Here is a 21309-nt window from a genome sequence, read left to right as displayed (position 1 = left end):
CCATGCTCGGCAAGGGGCATTACCGGCAATGTGGCAGGCCACATTGCCGGTTTTGTTTTGGTTGGTCGGTGATGCCCCAGCCGAGCATGGCTCGGCTCTACATCAATCAACGGCCAACCGTAATTGTTCACCGTTCGGCCGTACGTAGTGTTCCAGCCATAACCGCGCGATCTGCCATGTAGCCATGGCACAGTGCGCGATTCCCCTTCAAACCTGTTGGCGGCGTGATCGCGGGTGTTGTGCGTGTCGCCGCTGTTGTTGCCGATGACTCTATTCGTATCGCTGATCCTGCCGTTGCTGGCCATCTGGTTGTGGTGGCCGGTGGCTCCTTTGTCCAAGCGCCAGCGCCGCTGGCGCATTGGCATTACCGTCGGCTTGGCCCTGGTTGGGCTCGGCTTCGCCACGCTGTGGCGGTTGGATGTCTTCAGCTATTCGGTCGAAGCCTGGATCCAACTGGTGTTCGGTTGGGTGCTGGTGATGTTCGTATTGCTGCTGGCTTTCCTGCTGCTGCGAGAAGCAGGCTGGCTGCTGTCACGCCTGCTGCCGCGCGGGTCACGCATCGCGACGCTGTGGCACGGCACCGGCTTCAACCAGGGCGCGGCAACGGTGATCGTGTTGCTCGCCACGCTTGGTATTTACAACGGGCTCAAGCCGCCGCAGGTACATGAGCGCGACCTGGTCGTTCCGAACCTGCCCAAGGAAATGGACGGCCTGCGCATGGCGGTGCTCGCTGATCTGCATATCAGCCCGGTCAAGCGCACCTGGCGCACGCAGCGCATCGTCGATGCGACCTTGGCGGCGAAGCCTGATCTGATCGTTCTGCCCGGTGACATGGCCGACGGTGGTCTGGAAGACAGTGGTCGGTTTGCGGAGCCTTTGGCCCAGTTGAAGGCGCCTTACGGGGTTTGGCTGGCTCCGGGTAATCATGAGTATTACTACGACTACGCTGCCTGGATGTCACATTTCCGGCAGATGGGGCTGGGCGTGCTGGAGAACCAGACCGCGACGTTGTCGATCAACGGACGCACGCTGGCGATGTCGGGCATTGGTGATCTGGCTGCCTTGAAACAGACCCCGTACATGCACGGCGGTTTGCCGCCCGACATGCCAGCGGTGGTGAACGGCGGCAAGGGCAGTGATGTGCACATCCTGCTCGCCCACCAGCCGAAGCAGGCGCGCGCGGCTGCGGCGACTGGTGCGATCGACCTGCAGGTATCCGGCCATACCCACGGTGGCCATATGCTGGGCTTTGATCGCTGGGTGGTAGCGCCGTTCAACCACGGCTATGTGCGTGGCGAGTACCGCGTGCAGGACATGACCTTGTTCGTCAGCAGCGGTGTAGGCCAATGGGACGGTTTCACCGCACGCCTTGGCGTGCGCTCCAGCATCGATGTACTGGTGTTGCGCAGCCCAGCCAAGTAACCACCGGATTTGTGGGAGCGGGGTGGCTTGTAGGAGTGGCGTGAGCCGCGAAGCTGGTATTGCCCAAGCTATTGGCAGCTTTGCAATCTGACGATTCGCTTGCTTCGCGGCTTACGCCGCTCCTACAAGATGAGGCGACGCGCGTGCATTGGCATCGCGGTCGCGCCGACAGATCAGGTATCTAGGTCGGCCTCGCTGCCTTCAGTGTTCCTGCGCTTATCCGGCATCAGCTTCGGTAGCGTGCTCACTACCGCCAAGGCAGCGATGGTGGTGATGAAAGCCACCATCTCCATGCCCATGCCTGCAGCCATGCCGATGGCCGCCGTCATCCAGATGCCGGCGGCGGTGGTCAGGCCCTGGATGCGCTCTTCGTTGTCGAGCTTGAGGATGGCGCCGGCACCAAGGAAGCCGATGCCGGAGACGATGCCCTGCATCACCCGGGTCACATCGGCACCTGAAATGCCCATCTGCAAGGGTGCCAATACGAACAACGCCGAACCCACCGAGACCAGGATATGGGTCTTCAAGCCGGCGGCGCGCCCTTTGCGTTCCCGCTCCAGGCCAAGCAGCCCGCCGAGCACGATGGCCGTGGCCAACCGCGAAACGATGACAGTCAGTGTGCCGACATCGGGAATGGCGAACTCGGCGGCCAGCGCCTGACCGATCTCTTCGGTGATGCTCATGCAGAGGCGTCCTTGGTTGCGGTCGAAGGGCGGGCGATGGTGGTGATCGTGCGCAGGGTTTGCTTTACCGGTGGTGATGCCGATGTGCTGCTGGCGTGAAATCGGTGCCGCCAGGATCGACGCGTCCCTGGTGGTTCCGAATACAAAAACGGCCCCGTGAGGGGCCGTTGTTCTGTCTATCGCTCAGGCGATCAAAGCACGATCTGGTCGAAGCGCTCGACCCGGGTGTGCCCATGCGTTGCTTCACCTGTGCGCGGCTGCGGGTAGTCGCTGAGGCGGTCGACCAGCACCGTCTGCAGGCCGGCCTCGCGGGCGGCGTCCAGCTCTTCGACGACGTCGGAGAGGAACAGGATTTCAGATGGATCGATGTTGATGGCTTTGGCGATACGCGCGTAGCTGGGTGCTTCGCGCTTGCCGCCGACTTCGGTATCGAAGTTGCCAGAGAACAGGCCGTTCAAGTCACCGGCATCGCTGAAGCCGAAGAACAGCTTCTGCGCTGGCACCGAGCCGGAGGAGTACACGTACAGCGGCAGGCCGCCGGCGTGCCAGCCGCGCAGCACGTCGGCAACTTCCGGGTACAGGTGGGCGGTGTAGTCGCCGTTGCGGTAGCCCACGTCCCAGAGCATGCCTTGCAGCGCCTTCAGCGCGGTGTGCTTGCGGTCCTGGTCGATCCAGCCCTGCAGGGTTTCGACGATGACCTCGTCCTGGCAGGCGCTGGCGGAGATTTCGGTGGCCACCGCGTCCAGCCACTGGCGGACCTGCGGTTCATTGCCGTGCGCCTGCACGAAGCCGGGCAGGGCGTTGCGGGCATACGGGAACAGCACTTCCTTGACGAAGGAGATGCTGGAGGTGGTGCCCTCGATGTCGGTGAGGATGGCTTTGATGGTCATGCTGGTATTCCTGCAGGGTGCTTCTTCTGCACCTGTGCGTGGTTGGTAGAGATAGGGGACAAGAGCCAAGAGCTGCCCTCACCCCAACCCCTCTCCCGTGAACGGGAGAGGGGCTTAAGCAGAAGTCGGGCTCAGAGAGTGCTGGGCTCGTAGCGGGGGAAGCGCTGGGCGATGTCGGTGCCGGTGAAGTGGCCGACCCAGCCGTCCGGCTCGGTGAAGAAGCGGATGGCGGCGAAGCTGGGTTCTTCGCCCATGTCGAACCAATGATTGACGCTGTCGGGTACGGCGATCAGGTCGTCCTTTACGCACTCCACCTCGTAGACCTTGTCGCCCACGTGCAGGGTGAACAGGCCCGAGCCGGCGACGAAGAAACGGACTTCGTCTTCCTTGTGGTAATGCTCGTCGAGGAACTTCTTGCGGATCTCGGCGCGGGCCGGGTTGTCCGGGGCGATCGAGGCCACGTCCACGCTCTTGAAGCCGTGCTCGGCGACCAGGCGGTCGATGTCCTCGCGGTAGGCGGCAAACACTTCTTCCTGGCTTGCCCCCGGAGTGACCGGGTGCTTGGCCTGCCAGCGTTCAAAGGTGACACCGATCTTGTTCAGTTCGGCGGCGATGACCTCGCCGTCGCGGCTGTCGAACAGCGGTGCGTCCGGGGCGGTTTCATTGAAAATGCGCAGTCGGCTCATGGGGGACTCGACGTAGTAGGAAGAAGGGTCAGGCGTGGCCGCGCAGGCGGCGCAGCTCCAGCTCGCAATGCAGCAGGAACTCAAACGCCTCCAGGTGGCGACGGGCTTCGGCCATGTCGCGGCCCCAGGCATACAGGCCGTGGCCATCGATCAGGTAGCCCCACATCGGCCCCTTGTCGAGTTCTGCCTCGACCTGGGCGGCCAGTACGTCCATGTCCTGGGTATTGGAGAACACCTTGAGGTCGACGGCGGTTTCGTGGGTGGAGTTGCCGTGCAGGGCCTTGAGCAGCTCATAGCCTTCCAGGCGGATATGGCCGTCGCTGCCGTACAGGCGCGAGGCGATGGTCTGCACCGGCGAATGGGTGTGCAGCACGCAGCCGACTTCCGGGAAGCGGGCGTAGAGCTGGGTGTGCAGCAGGGTCTCCGCCGAAGGGCGCAGCGGTCGGCCCACGGCCTTGCCTTCGAAATCCACCACCATGATGTCGCTTTCGATCAGCCGGCCCTTGTCCTTGCCGGACACGGTGATGGCCGCATGCTGGTCATCCAGCCGGTGCGAGAAGTTGCTGCTGGTGGCAGGTGTCCAGCCGGCGTGGGCCAGTTCACGGATGTTGTCGATCAGCAGCTGGGCCAGTTCGCTCAGTCGCTGGGCGTCGTAGGGGACGGTAGGCGCGTTCATGGGGCCCATTCTACTAAGAACGCCCGCAGGTTCATGCATGCATCCGGATGGAACTGATGCCAGCAGGGAATATGGGATCAATCGGGTCGCGCGGCCCCGTATCCGGGTTGCGCTTACCCGGGCTGCAGGTATTTGGCTCCAGTTTGGCCATGGGGCTGATGCCAACAACGAAAAGCCCGGGATTGCTCCCGGGCTTCAGGTTTGTCACCGGCTGACAGCTCAGCCGTTCTTGGCCTTGTTGGCTGCATTGAGCTTGCTGTGACGCACGCCGTACAGGAAATAGATGATGAAGCCGGTGAGGGTCCACACGCCCATCAGCATCCAGTTGTGCAGGGTCATCGCGGTCAGCAGGGCAATGCAGCTGAGCACGCCGAGGCTGCAGATCAACCAGGCCATCGGGATGCGGAACGGACGCGGCAGGTCCGGCTGGGTGCGGCGCAGGACCAGCACGCCGGCGCAGACCGCGGCAAAGGCGATCAGCGTGCCCATCGAGGTTAGCTCGCCGAGGATGTCCAGCGGGAACAGCGCTGCCAGCAGGGCGATGCCGATACCGGTGATCACTGTGTTGATATGAGGGGTGCGGTACTTGGGATGGATCTTGGTGAATACCGGCGGCAGCAGGCCGTCGCGGCCCATGATCATGAAGATGCGCGGCTGGCCGATCACCATCACCAGCACCACCGAGGCCAAACCGATCAGTGCGCCGATCTCGACGATGATGCGTAGCCAGTCCAGCTGCGGGTGTGCGGCAACGGCGGTGACCACCGGCTCGGCGGTGCCCAGCAACTGGTAGGGCACCAGACCGGTCATCACCGCGGCCATGGCGATGTACAGCACAGTACAGATCACCAGCGACAGCAGCATGCCGATCGGCAGGTCGCGCTGCGGGCGGTGTGATTCCTGCGCCGCCACCGATACCGCTTCAAAACCGATATAGGCGAAGAACACCATCGCCGCGCCACGCAAGACGCCGTCGAAGCCGTACTTGCCCGGGCCTTCATTGGCCGGAATGAACGGGGTCCAGTTGCTGGTGTCCACGTACTTCCAGCCGGCAACGATCACCAGGATGATAAGGCCGGTCTTCAATACCACCATGGCCATGTTCATCGCCGAGGACTTGCTGATGCCGACGTAGCACAGCCAGGTCAGCAGCAGTACCAGGATGGCCGCCGGGATGTTGGCAATGGCGCCGGTGGGCTTGAGCTGGGCGTCCAGCGGGGCGCTGACCAGCGCCGCTGGCAGGTGGATGTCGAAATGGGCGAGGAAGCTGAGGAAGTAACCGGTCCAGCTGACTGCCACCGCCGAGGCCGAGACGCCGTATTCCAGCACCAGCATCCAGCCGATGAACCAGGCCGACAGCTCGCCGAAGGTCGCGTAGGTGTAGGTATAGGCGCTGCCGGAGACCGGCACCATCGAGGCGAACTCGGCGTAGGCCAGGGCGCAGAAGGCGCAGCAGATGGCCGCCAGCACGAACGACAACATGATGGCTGGGCCGGCATGGTTGGCTGCGGCCTGGCCGGTGATGACGAAGATGCCGCCGCCGATCACCGCGCCGATGCCCAGCGCGGTCAGACCCCAGGGGCCGAGGGTTCGGCGCAGGCTCAGGCCATTGGCTTCCTCATGTGCGGCGTGCGGATGTTTGGTGGCCCAGAGTTGCTTGAACATGTTTCGGGTCTTCGCTCATCGGTGCGCGGCGGGCGCGCAAAAGAAAACCGGCGCGCTGGGCGCCGGTCAGAGTGTGCTTCAGGCTTGCTTGTTCAGCTTGCTGTTGCGGATGCCGTAGCCGAAATAGATGCACAGGCCCAGCAGTGTCCAGCCAACGAACAGGTGCCAATGCACCACGAAGGCCTGCATAAACAAGGCCAGGCAAGCCAGTGCGCCCAGCGGGCAGATCAACCATGCGGCCGGCACCTTGAACGGGCGCACGATGTCCGGCTTGGTACGACGCAGCACCAGTACGCCGATGCAGACCGTGGCGAAGGCCAGCAGGGTGCCCATCGACACCAGCTCGCCCAGCACATTCAACGGCACCAGGCCGGCCAGCAGGGCAGCCAGCACGCCGACAACCACGGTGCTGACGTACGGGGTGCGGAAGCGCGGATGGACCTTGCCGAACATCTTGGGCAGCAGGCCGTCGCGGGAGATGGTGTAGGCGATGCGCGACTGACCCATCATCATCACCAGCACCACCGAAGACAGGCCGGCAATGGCGCCGATCTCGACTGCGGTCTTCAGCCAGGATAAGGTCGGGTAGGCTTCCAGCGCAGTGGCCACCGGCTTGTCGGTGCCCAGCAGGTTGTACGGCAGCATGCCGGTCAGCACCGCACAGACCACGATGTAGACCAAGGTGCAGATGGCCAACGAGCCGAGCAGGCCGATCGGCATGTTCTTCTGCGGGTCCTTGGTTTCGCCGGCGGCGGTGGAGACCGCATCGAAGCCGATATAGGCGAAGAACACGATGGTGGCGGCACGGAACACGCCGCTCCAGCCGAATTCACCGAAGGTGCCGGTGTTTTCGGGGATGAATGGCTGCCAGTTTGCCGGGTCGATGTACTGGATGCCGAAGCCGACGAACAGGCAGATCACGATGACCTTGATCGCCACGATGATGGCGTTGACCAGGGTGGACTGGGTCACGCCGACGTAGAGCAGGCCGGTGATGGCGGCCACGATCAGCACCGCAGGCAGGTTGAACAGCTTGCCGGAGTTGACGAACTCGCTGCCGGTCCAGGCCAGCGGCGCCGCCGACAAAGCGTCGGGGAAGGGCACATGCAGCGTGGTGGTAATGAAGCTGATCAGGTAGGCCGACCAGCCCACGGCGACCGAGGCCGAGGCGAACAGGTATTCCAGTACCAGGCACCAGCCAATGAACCATGCCATGCCTTCGCCCAGGGTGGCGTAGGAGTAGGAATAGGCGCTGCCGGAGACCGGCATCATCGCTGCGAACTCGGCGTAACACAGGCCGGCCAACGCGCAGGCGATGCCGGCGAAGACGAAGGACAGCATCACTGCCGGCCCGGCGTGGTTGGCCGCAGCCTGGCCGGTCAGCACGAAGATGCCCGCACCGATCACCGCACCGATGCCGAGCAGGATCAGGTGCTTGGCGGTGAGGGTGCGCTTGAGTGTGGCTTCGCCCTGCAGGCTGCCCTCGATGGGCTCACCGGCATCAACGTGTGCGGCCGGTTCGACCGGCTTGACCCTCAACAGTGCTTTAAGCATTCCGCAAATTCCCGAGCTGTGTATTGGCCCGAACGCACGGAGGCGACGGGGCCGGTTGTATGGCGACGCAAGCTGAACGGTCGGCAACTGCTCTACCTTGCCAAAGCTAGCGAAACTCGACAAGCGCAACTGCAACATCGACAGCGATAATGACCGCCGGATCGAAAAGTTGGGATGTGCTTACAGTCATGCTTGGACAGGATCAGCAGTTGCGACAGGCATTTGAGGGCTATTCCCGACGGCACCCGGAGCATGAGGAGGTGGCGCGGGAATTCCTGGCCTTGCTTGATGAAGGCGGGGTGGACCCATTCACCCGCGAGCGTTTGGCCGGGCATTTCACTGGTAGCGCCTGGCTGGTCAGTGCCGATGGCCAGCGCGCGCTGCTCACTCACCACCGCAAGCTGCAGCGCTGGTTGCAGCTGGGCGGGCATGCCGATGGCGACCACGATCTGACTGCGGTAGCGCTGCGCGAGGCCGAAGAGGAGTCCGGTCTGTCTGGTCTGGCGTTGGCTTCGGCTGAGATTTTTGATCTTGACCGGCATTGGATTCCTGAGCGCAAGGATGTTTCTGGTCATTGGCACTACGACGTGCGCTATGTGGTCGTTGCCGGTAGCAACGAGGCGTTCGTGGTCAGCGAGGAGTCGCTGGAGCTGGCGTGGCGACCAGTGGCCGAGATCGCCAGCGAGGAAGATGAGTCCATGCGGCGGATGGCGAATCGGTGGCTGCAGAGATAGAAGGGGCATGCAGGAATGGGGGCAGCCGCGAAGCAGGCAAAGCCTGATCGCTGGCAATGCCTGCAATCTGAATGTCCATCAGCTTCGCGGCTGACGCCGCTCCTACAAGATCACCAGACGTGACCGGGAAAGCCCCTGCCGAGCATGGCTTGGCACTACATGGCGCTGCGGCGCGCAGCCGATCCAGCCCCTCTCCCGCATGCGGGGTGAGAGGGGCAGCTTGCGAACCATTGGTTCGCTGCCCATCGAACGCCTTTGCGCAAGGGCCGGGGCGCGGAGCGGGGGTTGGGGTGAGGGCAGCTTGTCAGTACAGGATGCGGGTGCGCAGGGTGCCCTGGATCGTGGCCAGCTCTTCGCGGATGGCCGCAGCCTGTTCTTCGCTGGCGGTGATGTCGATCACCACGTAACCGACCTTGGGGTCGGTGCGCAGGAACTGGCCGTCGATGTTGAGGTTGTGGCGCGAGAAGATCTCGTTGATCTTGGACAGCACGCCCGGCACGTTGCGGTGGATATGCAGCAGGCGCAGGCTCTGTTCGTGCTCCGGTAGGGTTACTTCCGGGAAGTTGACGGCGGACAGGGTCGAGCCGTTGTCGCTGTAACGCACCAGCTTGGCCGCCACTTCCACGCCGATGTTCTCCTGCGCTTCCAGCGTGGAGCCGCCGACATGCGGGGTCAGGATCACGTTGTCATGCGCGGTCAACGGTGATTCGAACAGGTCGCCATTGCCCTTGGGCTCGACCGGGAACACGTCCACGGCAGCGCCACCGAGGTGGCCCGAGCTCAAAGCCGCGTCCAGGGCGGCGATGTCGACCACGGTGCCGCGCGCTGCATTGATCAGGTGCGCACCCTTCTTCATCTTGCCCAGCTGCTCAGCGCCCATCATCCACTGCGTGGAGGCGTTCTCCGGCACGTGCAGGGTGACCACGTCCGAACGCTTCAACAGGTCATCCAGGCTGATCGCCGGGTGCGCATTGCCCAGCGACAGCTTGGTTTCGATGTCGTGGAAAATCACGTGCATGCCCAGCGCTTCGGCCAGCACGCCAACCTGGGTGCCGATGTGGCCGTAGCCGATGATGCCAAGGGTCTTGCCGCGCACTTCGTGGCTGCCGGCGGCCGACTTCGACCAGCCGCCGCGATGGCATTCCGCGTTCTTCTGCGGAATGCCGCGGGTCAGCATGATCGCCTCGGCAATCACCAGTTCGGCGACCGAGCGGGTGTTGGAGTAGGGCGCGTTGAACACCGGAATACCGGCCAGCTCGGCCGCTTCCAGGTCGACCTGGTTGGTGCCGATGCAGAAGCAGCCGACCGCGATCAGGCGCTTGGCTTCGGCCAGCACCTCAGCGCTGAGATGGGTGCGTGAGCGGATGCCGACGATATGGGCTTCGGCGATGCGCGCCTTCAATTCCTCTTCGGGCAGCGACTTGCTGTACAGCTCGATCTGCGAGTAACCGGCCGCCTTGAAGACGTCCACGGCGGTCTGGCTGACCCCCTCAAGCAACAAAACGCGGATGTCCTGCTTCGGAAACGAGGTCTTCTTGGGCGACATGTCGTGAACGGCGGCGTAGAGGGGTAGGCCGCCAACTATGCCAGAAGCGCGCCCGCTTTTGTGCGCTGCGCAATTCCGCAAAGCCTTGATGGCAAAAGGTTTCATCTGAAATCCGGGGTTGGCGTCAATTGCCGGGGCTGAGACTGGACGCGACGCCATGCCGGTGTCACGCTTGACGGCTTTCACGTCGCCGAAACACCGCCATGACCGATCCGCGCCTGGAATCCCTGCTGCAGTCCTGCCCCGACCTGCGTCTGAAGACCGAGCCGGGCGACCTGGAGCATTACGGGCGCGACTGGACCCGGCGTTGGACGCCGACGCCGCTGGCAATTGTCTTGCCGGGCAACGTGGAAGAAGTGCAGGCGGTGGTGCGCTGGGCCAACCAGCACAATGTGGCTGTAGTGCCATCGGGCGGTCGTACCGGCCTGTCCGGCGGCGCGGTTGCGGCCAACGGCGAGCTGGTGCTGAGCCTGGAGCGGATGAACAAGCCGCTGGCTTTTGATGCGGTGGACCGCACTCTGGTGGTGCAGGCCGGCATGCCACTTGAAGCGGTGCACAACACCGCCAAAGAACATGGGCTGATCTATCCGGTGGATTTCGCCGCGCGTGGCTCCTGTTCGATTGGCGGCAATATCGCCACCAATGCCGGCGGTATCCGCGTGATCCGCTACGGCAATACCCGCGAGTGGATTGCCGGGCTCAAGGTAGTTGCCGGTAGTGGCGAACTGCTGGAGCTCAACAAGGGCTTGATCAAGAACTCCAGCGGCTACGACTTCCGCCAGCTGATGATCGGCTCGGAAGGCACGCTCGGCATCGTGGTCGAGGCAACCTTGAAGCTGACCGATCCGCCGCCGACCACCAATGTGATGGTCTTGGCGCTGCCGTCGTTTGAAGTGTTGATGCAGGTGTTCTCCGCTTTCCGCGAGCGCTTGCAGCTGGAGGCCTTCGAGTTCTTCACCGACCTGGCGGTCAAGCACGTCACCGCGCATGGCGCGCAGTATCCATTCGAGGAGATCCATCCGTATTACGTGGTGACCGAATACGCCTCGGCTGACGAGGCAGGCGAAGCCGCAGCGCTGGCGGCGTTCGAGCATTGCATGGAGCAGGGCTGGGTGCTGGATGGCGTGATCAGCACCAGCGAAGCACAGGCGCAGCAGCTGTGGCGCCTGCGCGAAGGCATCACCGAGTCGGTGGCGCGCTACAAACCGTACAAGAACGACGTATCGGTGCGGATCTCGGCGATGCCAGCCTTCCTGGCCGAAACCCAGGCGCTGATCAATGGTGCCTATCCACACTTTGAAGTGGTGTGGTTCGGCCATATCGGCGACGGCAACCTGCACATCAATGTGCTCAAACCCGATGACACCAGTGACGCCGAGTTCCTCAGCCAGTGCGAGCATGTGACCAAGCTGTTGGCGCAGGTGCTGTTGCGGTTTGATGGCAGCATCTCGGCCGAACACGGTATTGGTCTGGTCAAGAAGGCCTATCTCTCCAGCACCCGTAGCGAGGCCGAAGTCGCGTTGATGCGCGGCGTCAAGCGCGCGTTCGATCCGAACTGGTTGTTGAACCCGGGCAAGCTGTTCGATCCCTGAGCGGATGGCAGGCACGCTTGCCTTGTTGGACGCTGGACTACTCGCGCGGTAGTTCCAGCACGAAGCGGCTGCCGCCTGCACTGCCGCTGCTGCAGGAAACATGGCCGCCGTGCGCATCGGCGATCGCCTTGACCACCGCCAGGCCGAGTCCGCTGCCGCCACCTTGGCGCGAGCGTGATCCATCGCCGCGCATGAACGGATCGAAGACATGTGGCTGCAGGTTGGTCTCGATACCCGGGCCGTTGTCCTCGATGGCCAACTGCACGTGGTCCTTGCCGTCCTGGATTGAAATCCGCACCCGTCCTGGGCTGGCATAGCGGTGCGCGTTCTCCAGCAGGGCGAGCAGGGCCTGACGCAGTCGGGTCGGGTCGCAGTACGCCAGGTGTTCGTCGCGGTGGGTTTCCAGCTCCAGTACGGAACCTGCGCTGCGGAATGCGGGATCAACCATGGTCATCACCGAGTGCACTTCCTGCACCACGTCGGTTGGTGCACGCCGTACGTCGAGCCTGCCGTTGCCCGCCAGCCCCAGCACGCGCAGGTCCTCGATCAGTCGTGACAGCCCTTCCACCTGCGCCAGCAGGCTGCGGAACTGCGCTTCGTCCGGCTGGAACACGCCATCCGCCAAGCCCTGCAGGCGGCCGCGCAGGATGGTCAGCGGCGTGCGCAGCTCATGCGCGATCGCTGCATGCCATAGCGTGCGTTCGCGGTCCATGTGCTGCAGGCGTGCGGCCATGGTGTTGAAGTCCTCGACCAGCAAGGCAACCTCATCGAGCGCATCGTCGCTGGCGCTGGCGCTGGCACGCACGCCCAGGTCGCCATCGGCGAGCGCGCGCACCGATTCCATCAAGGTGTTGAGCGGGGACACGATGCGGCGGGTGAGGCGGATCGATGTGGCCAGTGCCAAGGCCAAACCGACCACGGTGACACTCGCCATCCAGGCCAGCTCAGGACCCGTCGGCAGCCAGCCTTCCGGTTGTTCCGCTGCGCTGGCTGGAAAGAACTCGACCAGAATCGCCCACAGCATGCAGGAAGACAGGATCGTGATCACGATGACACTGACCACCATCAGCGACATCGACAAGGTGATGTGTCGATTGAGCCCGAGGCGGCGCATCAGCGATCCGCCGCCAGACGATAGCCGACACCGCGCACACTGGCCGGCATGTTGGCCACGCCTACGTCATCGAGCTTGCGCCGCAGCTTGCTGACATGGCTGTCGACGGTGCGTTCCAGTGCCTCGCTCTCGGGAAGGCATTGGTGCATGAGCTCGCTGCGGCTGAAGATGCGGGTAGGTGCCAGTGCCATGCAGTGCAGCAACTTGAACTCGGTGAGGGTGAGCAACAGCTCGTGGCTATAGCCTTCGCCCTCGACGTGTACGCAATGGGTTTGCGGATCGATCAGCAATGGTCCTGCGCGCAACGAAGCGGCGGCCTGTCGCGGCGCTGCACGCAGGGTGCGGCGCAGCACCGCACGTACCCGCGCGGCGACTTCTGCCGGGTTGAATGGTTTGACCACGTAGTCGTCTGCACCCATCCGCAATGCGGTGAGCTTGTCCAGATCCTGATCCAGTGCGGTCAGCATGATGATCGGCGTATCGCTGCTCTGGCGCAGCTGCGAAAGCACGCCCCAGCCATCGATGCCGGGCAACTGGACATCCAGCAGCACCAGATCGGGACGGGCGCTGCGGTGCAGCTCCAGTGCGGCGCGGCCGTCGCTGGCGCGCACGACACGCAGCTTCTCCCGCTCCAGATAGGCAGCGATGATGTCGGCGATCTCGGTTTCGTCCTCGACGATCAGGACAAGTGCATCATGGGAGCGGTCCCATTGCGCCATCGCGGCGGCGGGTAGATGTGCAGTCATTGCCGGGTGGGGCCGAAAGGTTCTGGCCTCCATGCTATCTCCACATTCCCTCCATCGAAACCCCATCATCGGCCCGCACACTGCGCGCCTGCGTTCCTGCAGGCTTTCCAGTACCACGTGTAGCGATGACCATTCGACGGATTACGACGGCCGTGTGTGCGGCTCTGGTTATGGCCATGACGGCCTGCTCCTCCCCTGAAGCACCTCCGCAAGCGGTACCCAAGGTCAGCGTGGTGACTGTCACCGCGCAACGCGTGCAGCGCGATGACGAGCTGCAGGGGCGGGTGTCTGCGCTGCGCACCGCGCAGATCCGCGCGCAGGTAGGCGGCATCGTGCGCAAGCGCCTGTTCGAGCAAGGTGCTGAAGTTGCTGCCGGGCAGGCGTTGTTCCAGATTGATCCGGCCGCATTCCGTGCCGATGTCGATTCCGCGTTGGCGGCATTGCAGCGCAGCGAGGCGGCGCTGTCGCGCAGCCGGGTGCAGGCGCAGCGCCTGCAGGCGCTGGCCGCCGCACAGGCGGTGAGCCAACAGAATCGCGATGATGCGACGTTCGAGTATGAGCAGGCGCGTGCAGCGGTGGCCGAGGCCAGGGCAATCCTGGCAAGGCGCCAGCTGGATCTGCGCTATGCCACGGTCAGCGCGCCCATTGGCGGTCGCATCGATCAGGCAATGGTGACCGAAGGCGCTTTGGTGAACGTCACCGACAGCGAGCCGATGGCGCTGGTGCAGCAGATCGACCAGGTTTATGTCGATGTACGCCAGCCAGCTTCGCAGTTGCCGGCGATGCGCCAGGATGTGGTTGATGGCAATGCAGTGTCCGTTGCCATCATTGGCGCCAACGGCCAGGTTCATCAGGAAGCAGGCCAGCTGTTGTTCTCGGGCATCAATGTCGATGCGCGCACCGGTGATGTGGTGCTGCGGGTGCTGGTCGACAATCCTCGCCGCGAGCTGTTGCCGGGCATGTTCGTGCGTGCGCGGGTGCCGCGAGGCGCGGCCAGCCAGCTGCCGCTGCTGCCGCAACAGGCGGTGCTGCGCAGTGCCGGTGGCCAGGCGTATGTCTGGGTGATCGGCGGCGACGGCAAGGCCGTCATCCGCACCATCGAAATCGACGGCAGCGTGGAGCGGCAGTGGATCGTGCGCAGCGGCCTGAAGGTCGGCGAACGGGTGGTGGTGGAAGGGCAGGAACGCCTGCAGGAAGGGCGTCTGGTTGAGACCTCGCCATGGCAGCCGGTGTCCGTGCAGGGCAAGGCCGCTATCGCATCCAGCAACCACTGAAGGTAAGACATGGCTCGTTTCTTCATTGATCGCCCGGTGTTCGCCTGGGTGCTGGCGATCTTCATCGTGCTGGCCGGCGTACTGGCAATCCCGCAGCTTGCGGTGGAGCGCTACCCGGCGGTGGCGCCAACCAGCGTCAGCATCTACGCCAGCTACCCCGGCGCCAGTCCGCAGACCCTGGATGACTCGGTTGTGGGGTTGATCGAGCGTGAGCTGTCCAGCGTCAAACACCTGCTGTATTTCCAGTCGTCGGTGGATACCTCTGGTGAGGCCTCCATCACCGCCACGTTCGCTCCGGGCACCAATCCGGAATTGGCGCAGGTCGACGTACAGAATCGGATCAAGGCGATCGAGCCGCGGTTGCCGGCCAGCGTGCGCCAGAATGGCGTGTTCGTGGAGGCGGCTGGCTCCGGTTTCCTGATGCTGGTAGGGCTGAAGTCGCCCGATGGCAGCGTGGACGAAGCACAGTTGGGCGATTTCATGGCGCGCAACATCATCGAGGAGCTGCGCCGTATCGATGGTGTTGGCCGGGTGCAGTTGTTTGGCGCGGAGCAGGCCATGCGGGTCTGGCTGGACCCATCCACATTGGCCGGTTATGAGCTCACCGTCGGCGATGTGGTCGCCGCCATCGAGCAGCAGAACCAGAACATCGCCCCGGGCCGCATCGGTGACTCGCCCAGCGTGACCGGGCAGCGCATCACCGTGCCCCTGGTCGCCGATGGCCAGCTGACGACGCCGGCGCAGTTCGCGGCGATAGTGCTGCGTGCCGGTGCTGATGGCTCGCGGGTGTTGCTGGGCGACGTGGCGCGGGTGGAGATCGGCGCGCAGAGCTACGCCTGGGGTACCCGCGAGGACGGCCAGGTGGCAACTGCCGCAGGTATCCAACTGCGTCCAGGTGCAAATGCGGTGAGCACGTCCTCGGCGGTGCGCGCGCGCATGGCCGAGTTGCAGTCGCTGCTGCCGGCCGGTGTGGAAGCCAGCATTCCGTTCGATACCGCGCCGTTCGTGAAGATCTCCATCCAGAAGGTGTTGCAGACCCTGCTGGAGGCGATGTTGCTGGTGTTCGCGGTGATGTTCCTGTTCCTGCAGGACTGGCGTTACACCCTGGTGCCGGCGCTGGTGGCGCCGATTGCGCTGCTGGGCACCTTCGCGGTGATGCTTGCGCTGGGCTTCTCGATCAACGTATTGACGATGTTCGGCATGGTGCTGGCGATCGGCATCATCGTCGACGATGCGATCGTGGTGGTCGAAGGCGTTGAGCGCATCATGGCCAAGGAAGGATTGGCGCCGCGCGAGGCCACGATCAAGGCCATGCGTGAACTGACCAGTGCGGTGGTCGGCATCACCCTGGTATTGACGGCTGTGTTCATTCCGATGGCGTTTGCCAGTGGCTCGGTGGGTGCGATCTATCGTCAGTTCACCGTGTCGATGGCGGTGGCGATCCTGATCTCGGCCTTGCTGGCGCTGAGCCTGACCCCGGCGCTGTGCGCAACCCTGCTACGGCCGGTCGCGCACGAGCGGCCGCGCGGGCGTGTGTTCGCGGCATTCAATCGTGGATTCGCGCGCATGAGTGGGCGTTATCACCGCAGTGTGGCCGCGGTGCTGCGTCGCGGTGGACGGGTCATGGGGGTGTTCGCCGGCTTGCTGCTGGTGTTGTTGCTTGGCCTGCAATGGCTGCCGGGCGCCTTCCTGCCCGAGGAGGACCAGGGCTACTTCATTACCTCGATCCAGCTGCCTGCCGAGGCGACCGCCGAGCGCACGCTGGCCGTGGTCCAGGACTATGAGGCGCATATCGCGTCGCGACCGGGCATCGCCGCCAATCAGGTCATCACTGGTTACAGCTTTGCCGGATCGGGTCCCAGTGCCGCCATGGCGTACACCATGCTCAAGGACTGGGGCGAGCGCGGCGGGGCGACCGCTGCCGGTGAGGTGGCAGCGACCCTGGAGGCGATGGCGGCCAGCAGCGAGGGTGAGGTGATCAGCGTGATGCCGCCGGCCATCGACAGCCTCGGTAACTCCTCCGGCTTCAGTTTGGCGCTGCAGGCCCGCAGCGGTCAGACCCAACTGCAGCTGCGTGCCGCGCAGAAGCAATTGTTGGCGTTGGCCCAGGCCAGCCCGTTGCTGGGCGAAGTGCACGCCGATGGCCTGCCATCAGGCAACAGCGTGCGGCTGCAGATAGATCGCGCCAAGGCCGAGGCGATGGGCGTCGGCTTTGCCGACATCAGCAGCACCTTGTCGGTGGCGATGGGCTCGCAGTACGTCAATGACTTTCCCAACGCAGGGCGCCTGCAACAGGTGATCCTGCAGGCGGATGCGCCATTCCGGATGGAGGTCGAGGACGTGCTGCGTCTATACGTACGCAATGCGCAGGGCGGCATGGTCGCACTTGCGGAGCTGGTCAGCCCGCAGTGGGAGGAGTCGCCGTTGCAGCTGCAGCGCTACCTTGGTTTCCCCGCATTGAATGTCTCTGGTGCGCCAGCTGAGGGCGTCTCCACCGGTCAGGCCATGGCCGAGATGGAGCGGCTTGCGGCGCAGTTGCCGCCGGGTTTTGCGCTGCAATGGACCAGCCAGTCGTTGCAGGAGAAAACGTCCGGGTCACAAGCGCCTTGGCTGCTGCTGATATCGATGCTGGTGGTGTTCCTGGTGCTGGCCGCTCTGTACGAGAGTTGGTCGATACCGATGGCGGTGATGCTGGTGGTGCCGCTCGGCCTGCTGGGCGCGGTGGCGGCGGTATTGCTGCGTGGCATGCCAAATGATGTTTTCTTCAAGGTCGGCATGATCACGGTGATAGGACTTTCGGCGAAGAACGCGATCCTGATCGTTGAGTACGCACGGCAGTTGCAGCAGCAGGGAATGACGGCGGCGCAGGCTGCACTGCGGGCCGCGCGGCTGCGTTTGCGGCCCATCCTGATGACGTCGATGGCGTTCGCACTCGGCGTAGTGCCGTTGATGCTGGCGCAGGGCGCGTCGCGGGAAACCCAGCAGGCCATCGGTACCGGCGTGTTTGGCGGGATGGTGACGGCAACGGTGCTGGCGGTGTTTTTCGTGCCGGTGTTCTATGTGGTGGTGGATGGCAGTTGGCGCTGGTTGCGCCAGCGTCTGCCCGGTTCGCGCTGGAGATCCGCTGGCGGGAGATGATGAACGGATAGGGCGGGCAGGCCAGTTGCAGGTTCCAAGTCTGGGCGGCGGTGGTTACTCTTGGCGTCCTCTAGACCTGATGTTGACCTGCCGATGATCCGCAAGATCCTGTTCTGCGCCTTGATTGCCCTGCCGATGTCGGCATTCGCCTCCAGCTTTGCAGGCACGTCGGCCGGTTCCGCATCGGGCGCATCGTCCAATTCGTCGGGCAGCTCCTCGGGCGACGACAAGGTGTTGCTGGATGCACGCGAAGACGCGGCTGGTTTTGTTGCCAGCAATGGCGAAATCCGTGGCGCATGGCTGGAAGCTGCCCTGATCCAGCTGCGCGAGCGTGATGCTGCCGCGCGCGATGCCAGTGACATGGAACTGGCCCGGAAGATCCTGGCCCTGTGACGAGCTTCCGCCGGCTGCCGCCCGCGCGGTGGCTGGCGGTGTTGCTGCTGCTCTGCGTCAGCGTGCCGATGCAGGCGGCAGTGCGCATCGAGCTGCAGGCAGCTGCGTCGGCGCTGGATTCGGCGCAGGTGCTGGCCAGCCAGCAACTGATCGACGATGTACTGGCGCGCCTTCCCGCCAGCATCGAGGGCAGCAGCTCCTTGACGCTGCAGCTACGTTGGCGTGACGACTTGCCCGAGCATGTGCAGGGCCGGGCACGCGGGCGTGAACTTGGCTTGGACAAGCGCCTGCTGCCGTTGTTGTTGCAGGGCAGTCCTGCATCCTCCGCCAGCTCCGCCCAGGCGTGGCAGCAGGCACGTGCTGCGCTGATACACGAGCTGGGCCACGCGCTGGACCGCTCCGCCAAGGGCGGCTGGTCACATCAACCGCGCTTTCTGGATATCGCTGGTTGGCAGCAAAGGCCATTGTGGCCGGGGCGTGGGCGCAACCACTTCAGTTTGCGCAGCCCGGATCGCTACGAGCTGGAGAGCCCGGCTGAGTTCTTCGCGGTAAACCTCGAACACTATCTGCTGGACCCGGACTACGCCTGCCGGCGTCCGCTTCTGCATGCCTGGTACGGCGAAAACCTTGGCGCGCCGAGGCAGTTGGATGTGGCGCAATGCCCGCAGGCCCTGCCGTTCATGCAGGCCGGCGAGCAGGAAGGCCTGGCCGATCTGCTTGATCTCGACCCGGCGCGGGTCTACGAAATCGACTACCTGCTGGCCGAAGGCAACGAAAAGCTGATGAGCCGCTGGGGCCACAGCATGCTGCGGCTGGTAGTGTGCGCGCCCGGGCGTACGCCTGGCCCTGCGTGTCGGATGGATCTGCAATACCACCTCGTGCTGTCGTTCCGCGCCTTTGTCGGTGATGTGCAGATATCCAGCTGGCGTGGCCTGACCGGGTCCTATCCGTCGCGCCTGTTCGTGTTGCCGCTGAGTCGGGTGATCGAGGAATACACCAAGGTCGAGCTGCGCGGCGTCTCATCCACGCCGCTGCGCCTGCAGCGTGATGAGATCAATGCGGTGCTGCAGCAGGCGGCGCGGCTGCACTGGGACTACGACGGGCGCTACTACTTCATCAGCAACAACTGCGCGGTGGAAACCGGCAAGTTGCTGGGCGACGGCGCGCCGCGGCTGGGCACGGCCGAGCTGCTGTCGATCACCCCAACCGGTTTGCTGCACAGCCTGCGTGCCGAAGCATTGGCCGATCCGCCACGCGATCATGCACAAGCGCTGCGTGGCGGCTATTACTTCGAGTCGGCAGCCGCCCACTACGCGCTGGTGTTCGAGGTCGCCCGCAAGGCGCTGGCGTTGCCGGCCAAGGACGCGGAGGCATGGTTGGCACTGCCGCCCGCGCAACGGCGGACGTGGATGCAGCAGGCCGACGATCAGGTGCTGGCGGCCATGCTGCTGTTGGAGCAGGCCGCGTGGCGACGCGGGGAGGTGGCTGCAGCCGATGTGCTCAAGCGCAGTCTGCTTGCCGGTGGCAAACGGCGGCCGGAAATGGCCGACTTCGAGGCGCTGATGGAGCGGTCTGGCGTGCTGCTGACTCCAGGTAGCCTGTTGGGGGCGGATCAGGGGTATGGCATTCCCGATGCGGATGAACAGGCGTTTTTGAGGGCCGAGGCTGCCGCTGGGGCTGGGCCTGCCCGGCAGCAATGGAAGGTCCTGCGGGAGGCCGCTTTGGCTGCCTTGCCCGGAGCGCAGCGCGCGCGGATGGAGCAGATCGAGGTGAACCTGCTGTACCTGCGGCAGAGGCTGCGTTTAGGGTACGGTACGCAATCAGGGGAGGCGGCGACGCTCGATGAGCGGCGTCCGGGTCGGTTTTCAGGAGAGCGCGGTTGATTGGTACTGAGCAGCAGGCGGTCGATGCGATGGCCGAGGATGTGTTGAAGCTGCGCTCCTGCGCGATCCTCCAGCTTGATCCGGATGGTCAGGTGCTCGGCTGCAATGCCGGGGTAGCTACGGTGTTTGGTTATCCCTGCGAAGAGATTCGCGGGCTGCCGTTCTCGCAGTTGTTCAGCGCTGCCGATACCCAGCGCGGTGCAGCACAGCAGGCAGTAGCGCGCACGTTGCAGCAGGGCAGCGACCAGCTCAGCCTGGCGATGGTGCGCAAGGACGGGGGGCGTTTCCGCGCATCGATGATATTGGAGCGGATAGCCGACCAGCGCGGCGTACGGGTGCTGGTATTGATCCGTGACGTCACCGAGGCATTCCAGACCCAGAAGCGGGTGCGCGAGGCACAGGAGGTTGCCCTGCGCGCGCAGCGCCTGGACGCGGTGGGCAAGTTGACCCTGGGCCTGTCGCACGACTTCAACAACCTGTTGTCGGTGATCGGCAACAGCCTGGACATGCTGTCGTTACGCCGCTCCGGCGACGAGAGCGTGCGCCGTATTCTGGACATCGCCCATCGCGCGGTTGGGCGTGGCACCCAGTTGACCCGGCAGATGCTGGCGTTCGGGCGCGGGCAGACCCTGGTGCCGCAGCTGAGCCAGGTGGATGATCTGCTAAATGCATCGCTGGAGCTCTATCGCCGGGTCTGTGGCGAGACCATCCAGTTGAACGTGAGTCTGGCTGAACAACTGCCGCCGATTTCGGTGGACATCGGTCAATTGGAAGCGGCGCTGCTGAACCTGCTGAGCAATAGCCGCGATGCCATGCACGGCGTCGGCAAGGTGCTGTTGTCGGCACGGCTTGAAACCATCATCGTGCCGTCGGGCGCGGGTGAGGCGGGGCAGTTTGTCTGCATCTGCGTTGGTGACAGCGGGCCGGGTATCCAGGCCGAGATCCAGGAAAGCGTGTTCGAGCCGTTCTTCACCACCAAGAGCGTGGGTGATGGCAGCGGACTGGGGCTGAGCCAGGTGTATGGCTTTGCCGCGCAGTCCGGCGGCACGGCGACCATTGGTACGTCGGCGCTGGGTGGGGCAGCGGTGTCGCTGTATTTCCCGGTAGTAGCGTAGCCAGCTGGCTTTGTAGGAGCAGCGTAAGCCGCGAAGCTGGCTATCGGTAACGACGCCGGTTTTCTGAGGATCTCAAGATCTGAAGCTCCATCAGCTTCGCGGCGTTCTGCGCTCCGACCCAACGCCGTGCACCGCCGACAGCCGCGTGGAGGGGGGCTGGTGTGCATGCATAACCCCGGCCGCCGATCTAAGCCGGGG

General features: G+C 64.2%; 17 protein-coding genes. 8 read left to right on the top strand and 9 right to left on the bottom strand.

Annotated elements, in window-relative coordinates:
- The first annotated feature begins 264 nt into the window (after nucleotides 1-264).
- A complete protein-coding gene (locus ACVOLS_RS16630) occupies nucleotides 265-1422 on the top strand; it encodes a metallophosphoesterase (protein WP_481546543.1) in 1158 nt (385 codons plus the stop codon).
- Between the two features lie 173 nt (nucleotides 1423-1595).
- Here ACVOLS_RS16630 and ACVOLS_RS16625 read toward each other — a convergent pair whose 3' ends face one another.
- The 6 genes from ACVOLS_RS16625 to ACVOLS_RS16600 all read right to left on the bottom strand — a co-directional run bounded on the left by ACVOLS_RS16625 (nucleotide 1596) and on the right by ACVOLS_RS16600 (nucleotide 7576).
- On the bottom strand, nucleotides 1596-2105 hold the full coding sequence (locus ACVOLS_RS16625; RefSeq protein WP_481546542.1) for an MgtC/SapB family protein: 510 nt from the start codon (nucleotides 2103-2105) through the stop codon (nucleotides 1596-1598).
- 191 nt (nucleotides 2106-2296) lie between these two features.
- Nucleotides 2297-2995, bottom strand: a complete 699-nt coding sequence (mtnC, locus tag ACVOLS_RS16620; RefSeq protein WP_481546541.1) for an acireductone synthase — start codon at nucleotides 2993-2995, stop codon at nucleotides 2297-2299.
- Nucleotides 2996-3126: 131 nt separating this feature from the next.
- Complete coding sequence (locus ACVOLS_RS16615; protein WP_481511236.1) at nucleotides 3127-3681, bottom strand: 1,2-dihydroxy-3-keto-5-methylthiopentene dioxygenase; 555 nt, start codon at nucleotides 3679-3681, stop codon at nucleotides 3127-3129.
- A 28-nt stretch (nucleotides 3682-3709) separates the two neighbouring features.
- Nucleotides 3710-4357 carry a methylthioribulose 1-phosphate dehydratase gene (locus ACVOLS_RS16610; RefSeq protein WP_481546540.1) on the bottom strand — a complete coding sequence of 216 codons (648 nt, stop codon included), beginning with the start codon at nucleotides 4355-4357 and terminating at the stop codon, nucleotides 3710-3712.
- 219 nt (nucleotides 4358-4576) lie between these two features.
- Nucleotides 4577-6022: an amino acid permease gene (locus tag ACVOLS_RS16605; protein WP_481546539.1), complete on the bottom strand. Its 1446-nt coding sequence runs from the start codon at nucleotides 6020-6022 to the stop codon at nucleotides 4577-4579.
- 78 nt (nucleotides 6023-6100) lie between these two features.
- Nucleotides 6101-7576, bottom strand: a complete 1476-nt coding sequence (locus tag ACVOLS_RS16600; protein WP_481546538.1) for an amino acid permease — start codon at nucleotides 7574-7576, stop codon at nucleotides 6101-6103.
- Nucleotides 7577-7764: 188 nt separating this feature from the next.
- Between ACVOLS_RS16600 and ACVOLS_RS16595 the strand changes: the two genes are divergently transcribed.
- Nucleotides 7765-8310 carry an NUDIX hydrolase gene (locus tag ACVOLS_RS16595; RefSeq protein WP_481546537.1) on the top strand — a complete coding sequence of 182 codons (546 nt, stop codon included), beginning with the start codon at nucleotides 7765-7767 and terminating at the stop codon, nucleotides 8308-8310.
- A 304-nt stretch (nucleotides 8311-8614) separates the two neighbouring features.
- On the opposite strand, the gene serA is transcribed toward ACVOLS_RS16595, so the two are convergent.
- Entirely contained in the window at nucleotides 8615-9856 is a 1242-nt protein-coding gene (gene serA / locus ACVOLS_RS16590; RefSeq protein WP_481546536.1) for a phosphoglycerate dehydrogenase, read from the bottom strand.
- 203 nt (nucleotides 9857-10059) lie between these two features.
- Here serA and ACVOLS_RS16585 point away from each other — a divergent pair, with 203 nt between their 5' ends.
- On the top strand, nucleotides 10060-11448 hold the full coding sequence (locus ACVOLS_RS16585) for an FAD-binding oxidoreductase (protein ID WP_481546535.1): 1389 nt from the start codon (nucleotides 10060-10062) through the stop codon (nucleotides 11446-11448).
- A gap of 37 nt (nucleotides 11449-11485) precedes the next feature.
- On the opposite strand, the gene ACVOLS_RS16580 is transcribed toward ACVOLS_RS16585, so the two are convergent.
- Together ACVOLS_RS16580 and ACVOLS_RS16575 are read right to left on the bottom strand one after the other, a co-directional pair.
- Nucleotides 11486-12562 (bottom strand): ATP-binding protein, encoded by a 1077-nt coding sequence (locus ACVOLS_RS16580; protein WP_481546534.1) that lies wholly within the window; start codon nucleotides 12560-12562, stop codon nucleotides 11486-11488.
- Nucleotides 12562-13308, bottom strand: coding sequence for a response regulator (locus tag ACVOLS_RS16575; protein WP_481546533.1), 747 nt, complete (start codon nucleotides 13306-13308; stop codon nucleotides 12562-12564). The genes ACVOLS_RS16580 and ACVOLS_RS16575 overlap by 1 nt, the downstream gene beginning before the upstream one ends.
- Before the next feature lie 176 nt (nucleotides 13309-13484).
- Here ACVOLS_RS16575 and ACVOLS_RS16570 point away from each other — a divergent pair, with 176 nt between their 5' ends.
- From ACVOLS_RS16570 to ACVOLS_RS16550, 5 genes are all read left to right on the top strand, one after another.
- Entirely contained in the window at nucleotides 13485-14582 is a 1098-nt protein-coding gene (locus ACVOLS_RS16570) for an efflux RND transporter periplasmic adaptor subunit (protein ID WP_481546532.1), read from the top strand.
- Between the two features lie 9 nt (nucleotides 14583-14591).
- Complete coding sequence (locus ACVOLS_RS16565; RefSeq protein ID WP_481546531.1) at nucleotides 14592-17720, top strand: multidrug efflux RND transporter permease subunit; 3129 nt, start codon at nucleotides 14592-14594, stop codon at nucleotides 17718-17720.
- A gap of 93 nt (nucleotides 17721-17813) precedes the next feature.
- Nucleotides 17814-18113, top strand: a complete 300-nt coding sequence (locus ACVOLS_RS16560; protein ID WP_481509754.1) for a DUF2388 domain-containing protein — start codon at nucleotides 17814-17816, stop codon at nucleotides 18111-18113.
- Nucleotides 18114-18181: 68 nt separating this feature from the next.
- Complete coding sequence (locus ACVOLS_RS16555) at nucleotides 18182-19996, top strand: DUF7844 domain-containing protein (protein ID WP_481546555.1); 1815 nt, start codon at nucleotides 18182-18184, stop codon at nucleotides 19994-19996.
- Nucleotides 19993-21111, top strand: a complete 1119-nt coding sequence (locus ACVOLS_RS16550; RefSeq protein WP_481546530.1) for a two-component system sensor histidine kinase NtrB — start codon at nucleotides 19993-19995, stop codon at nucleotides 21109-21111. The genes ACVOLS_RS16555 and ACVOLS_RS16550 overlap by 4 nt, the downstream gene beginning before the upstream one ends.
- Nucleotides 21112-21309: the final 198 nt, after the last annotated feature.

The sequence above is a fragment of the Stenotrophomonas sp. STEN038 genome, assembly GCF_056759895.1.
Note: the sequence above shows the minus strand (reverse complement) of the source record. Positions and strands in the feature narration are given on the sequence as shown.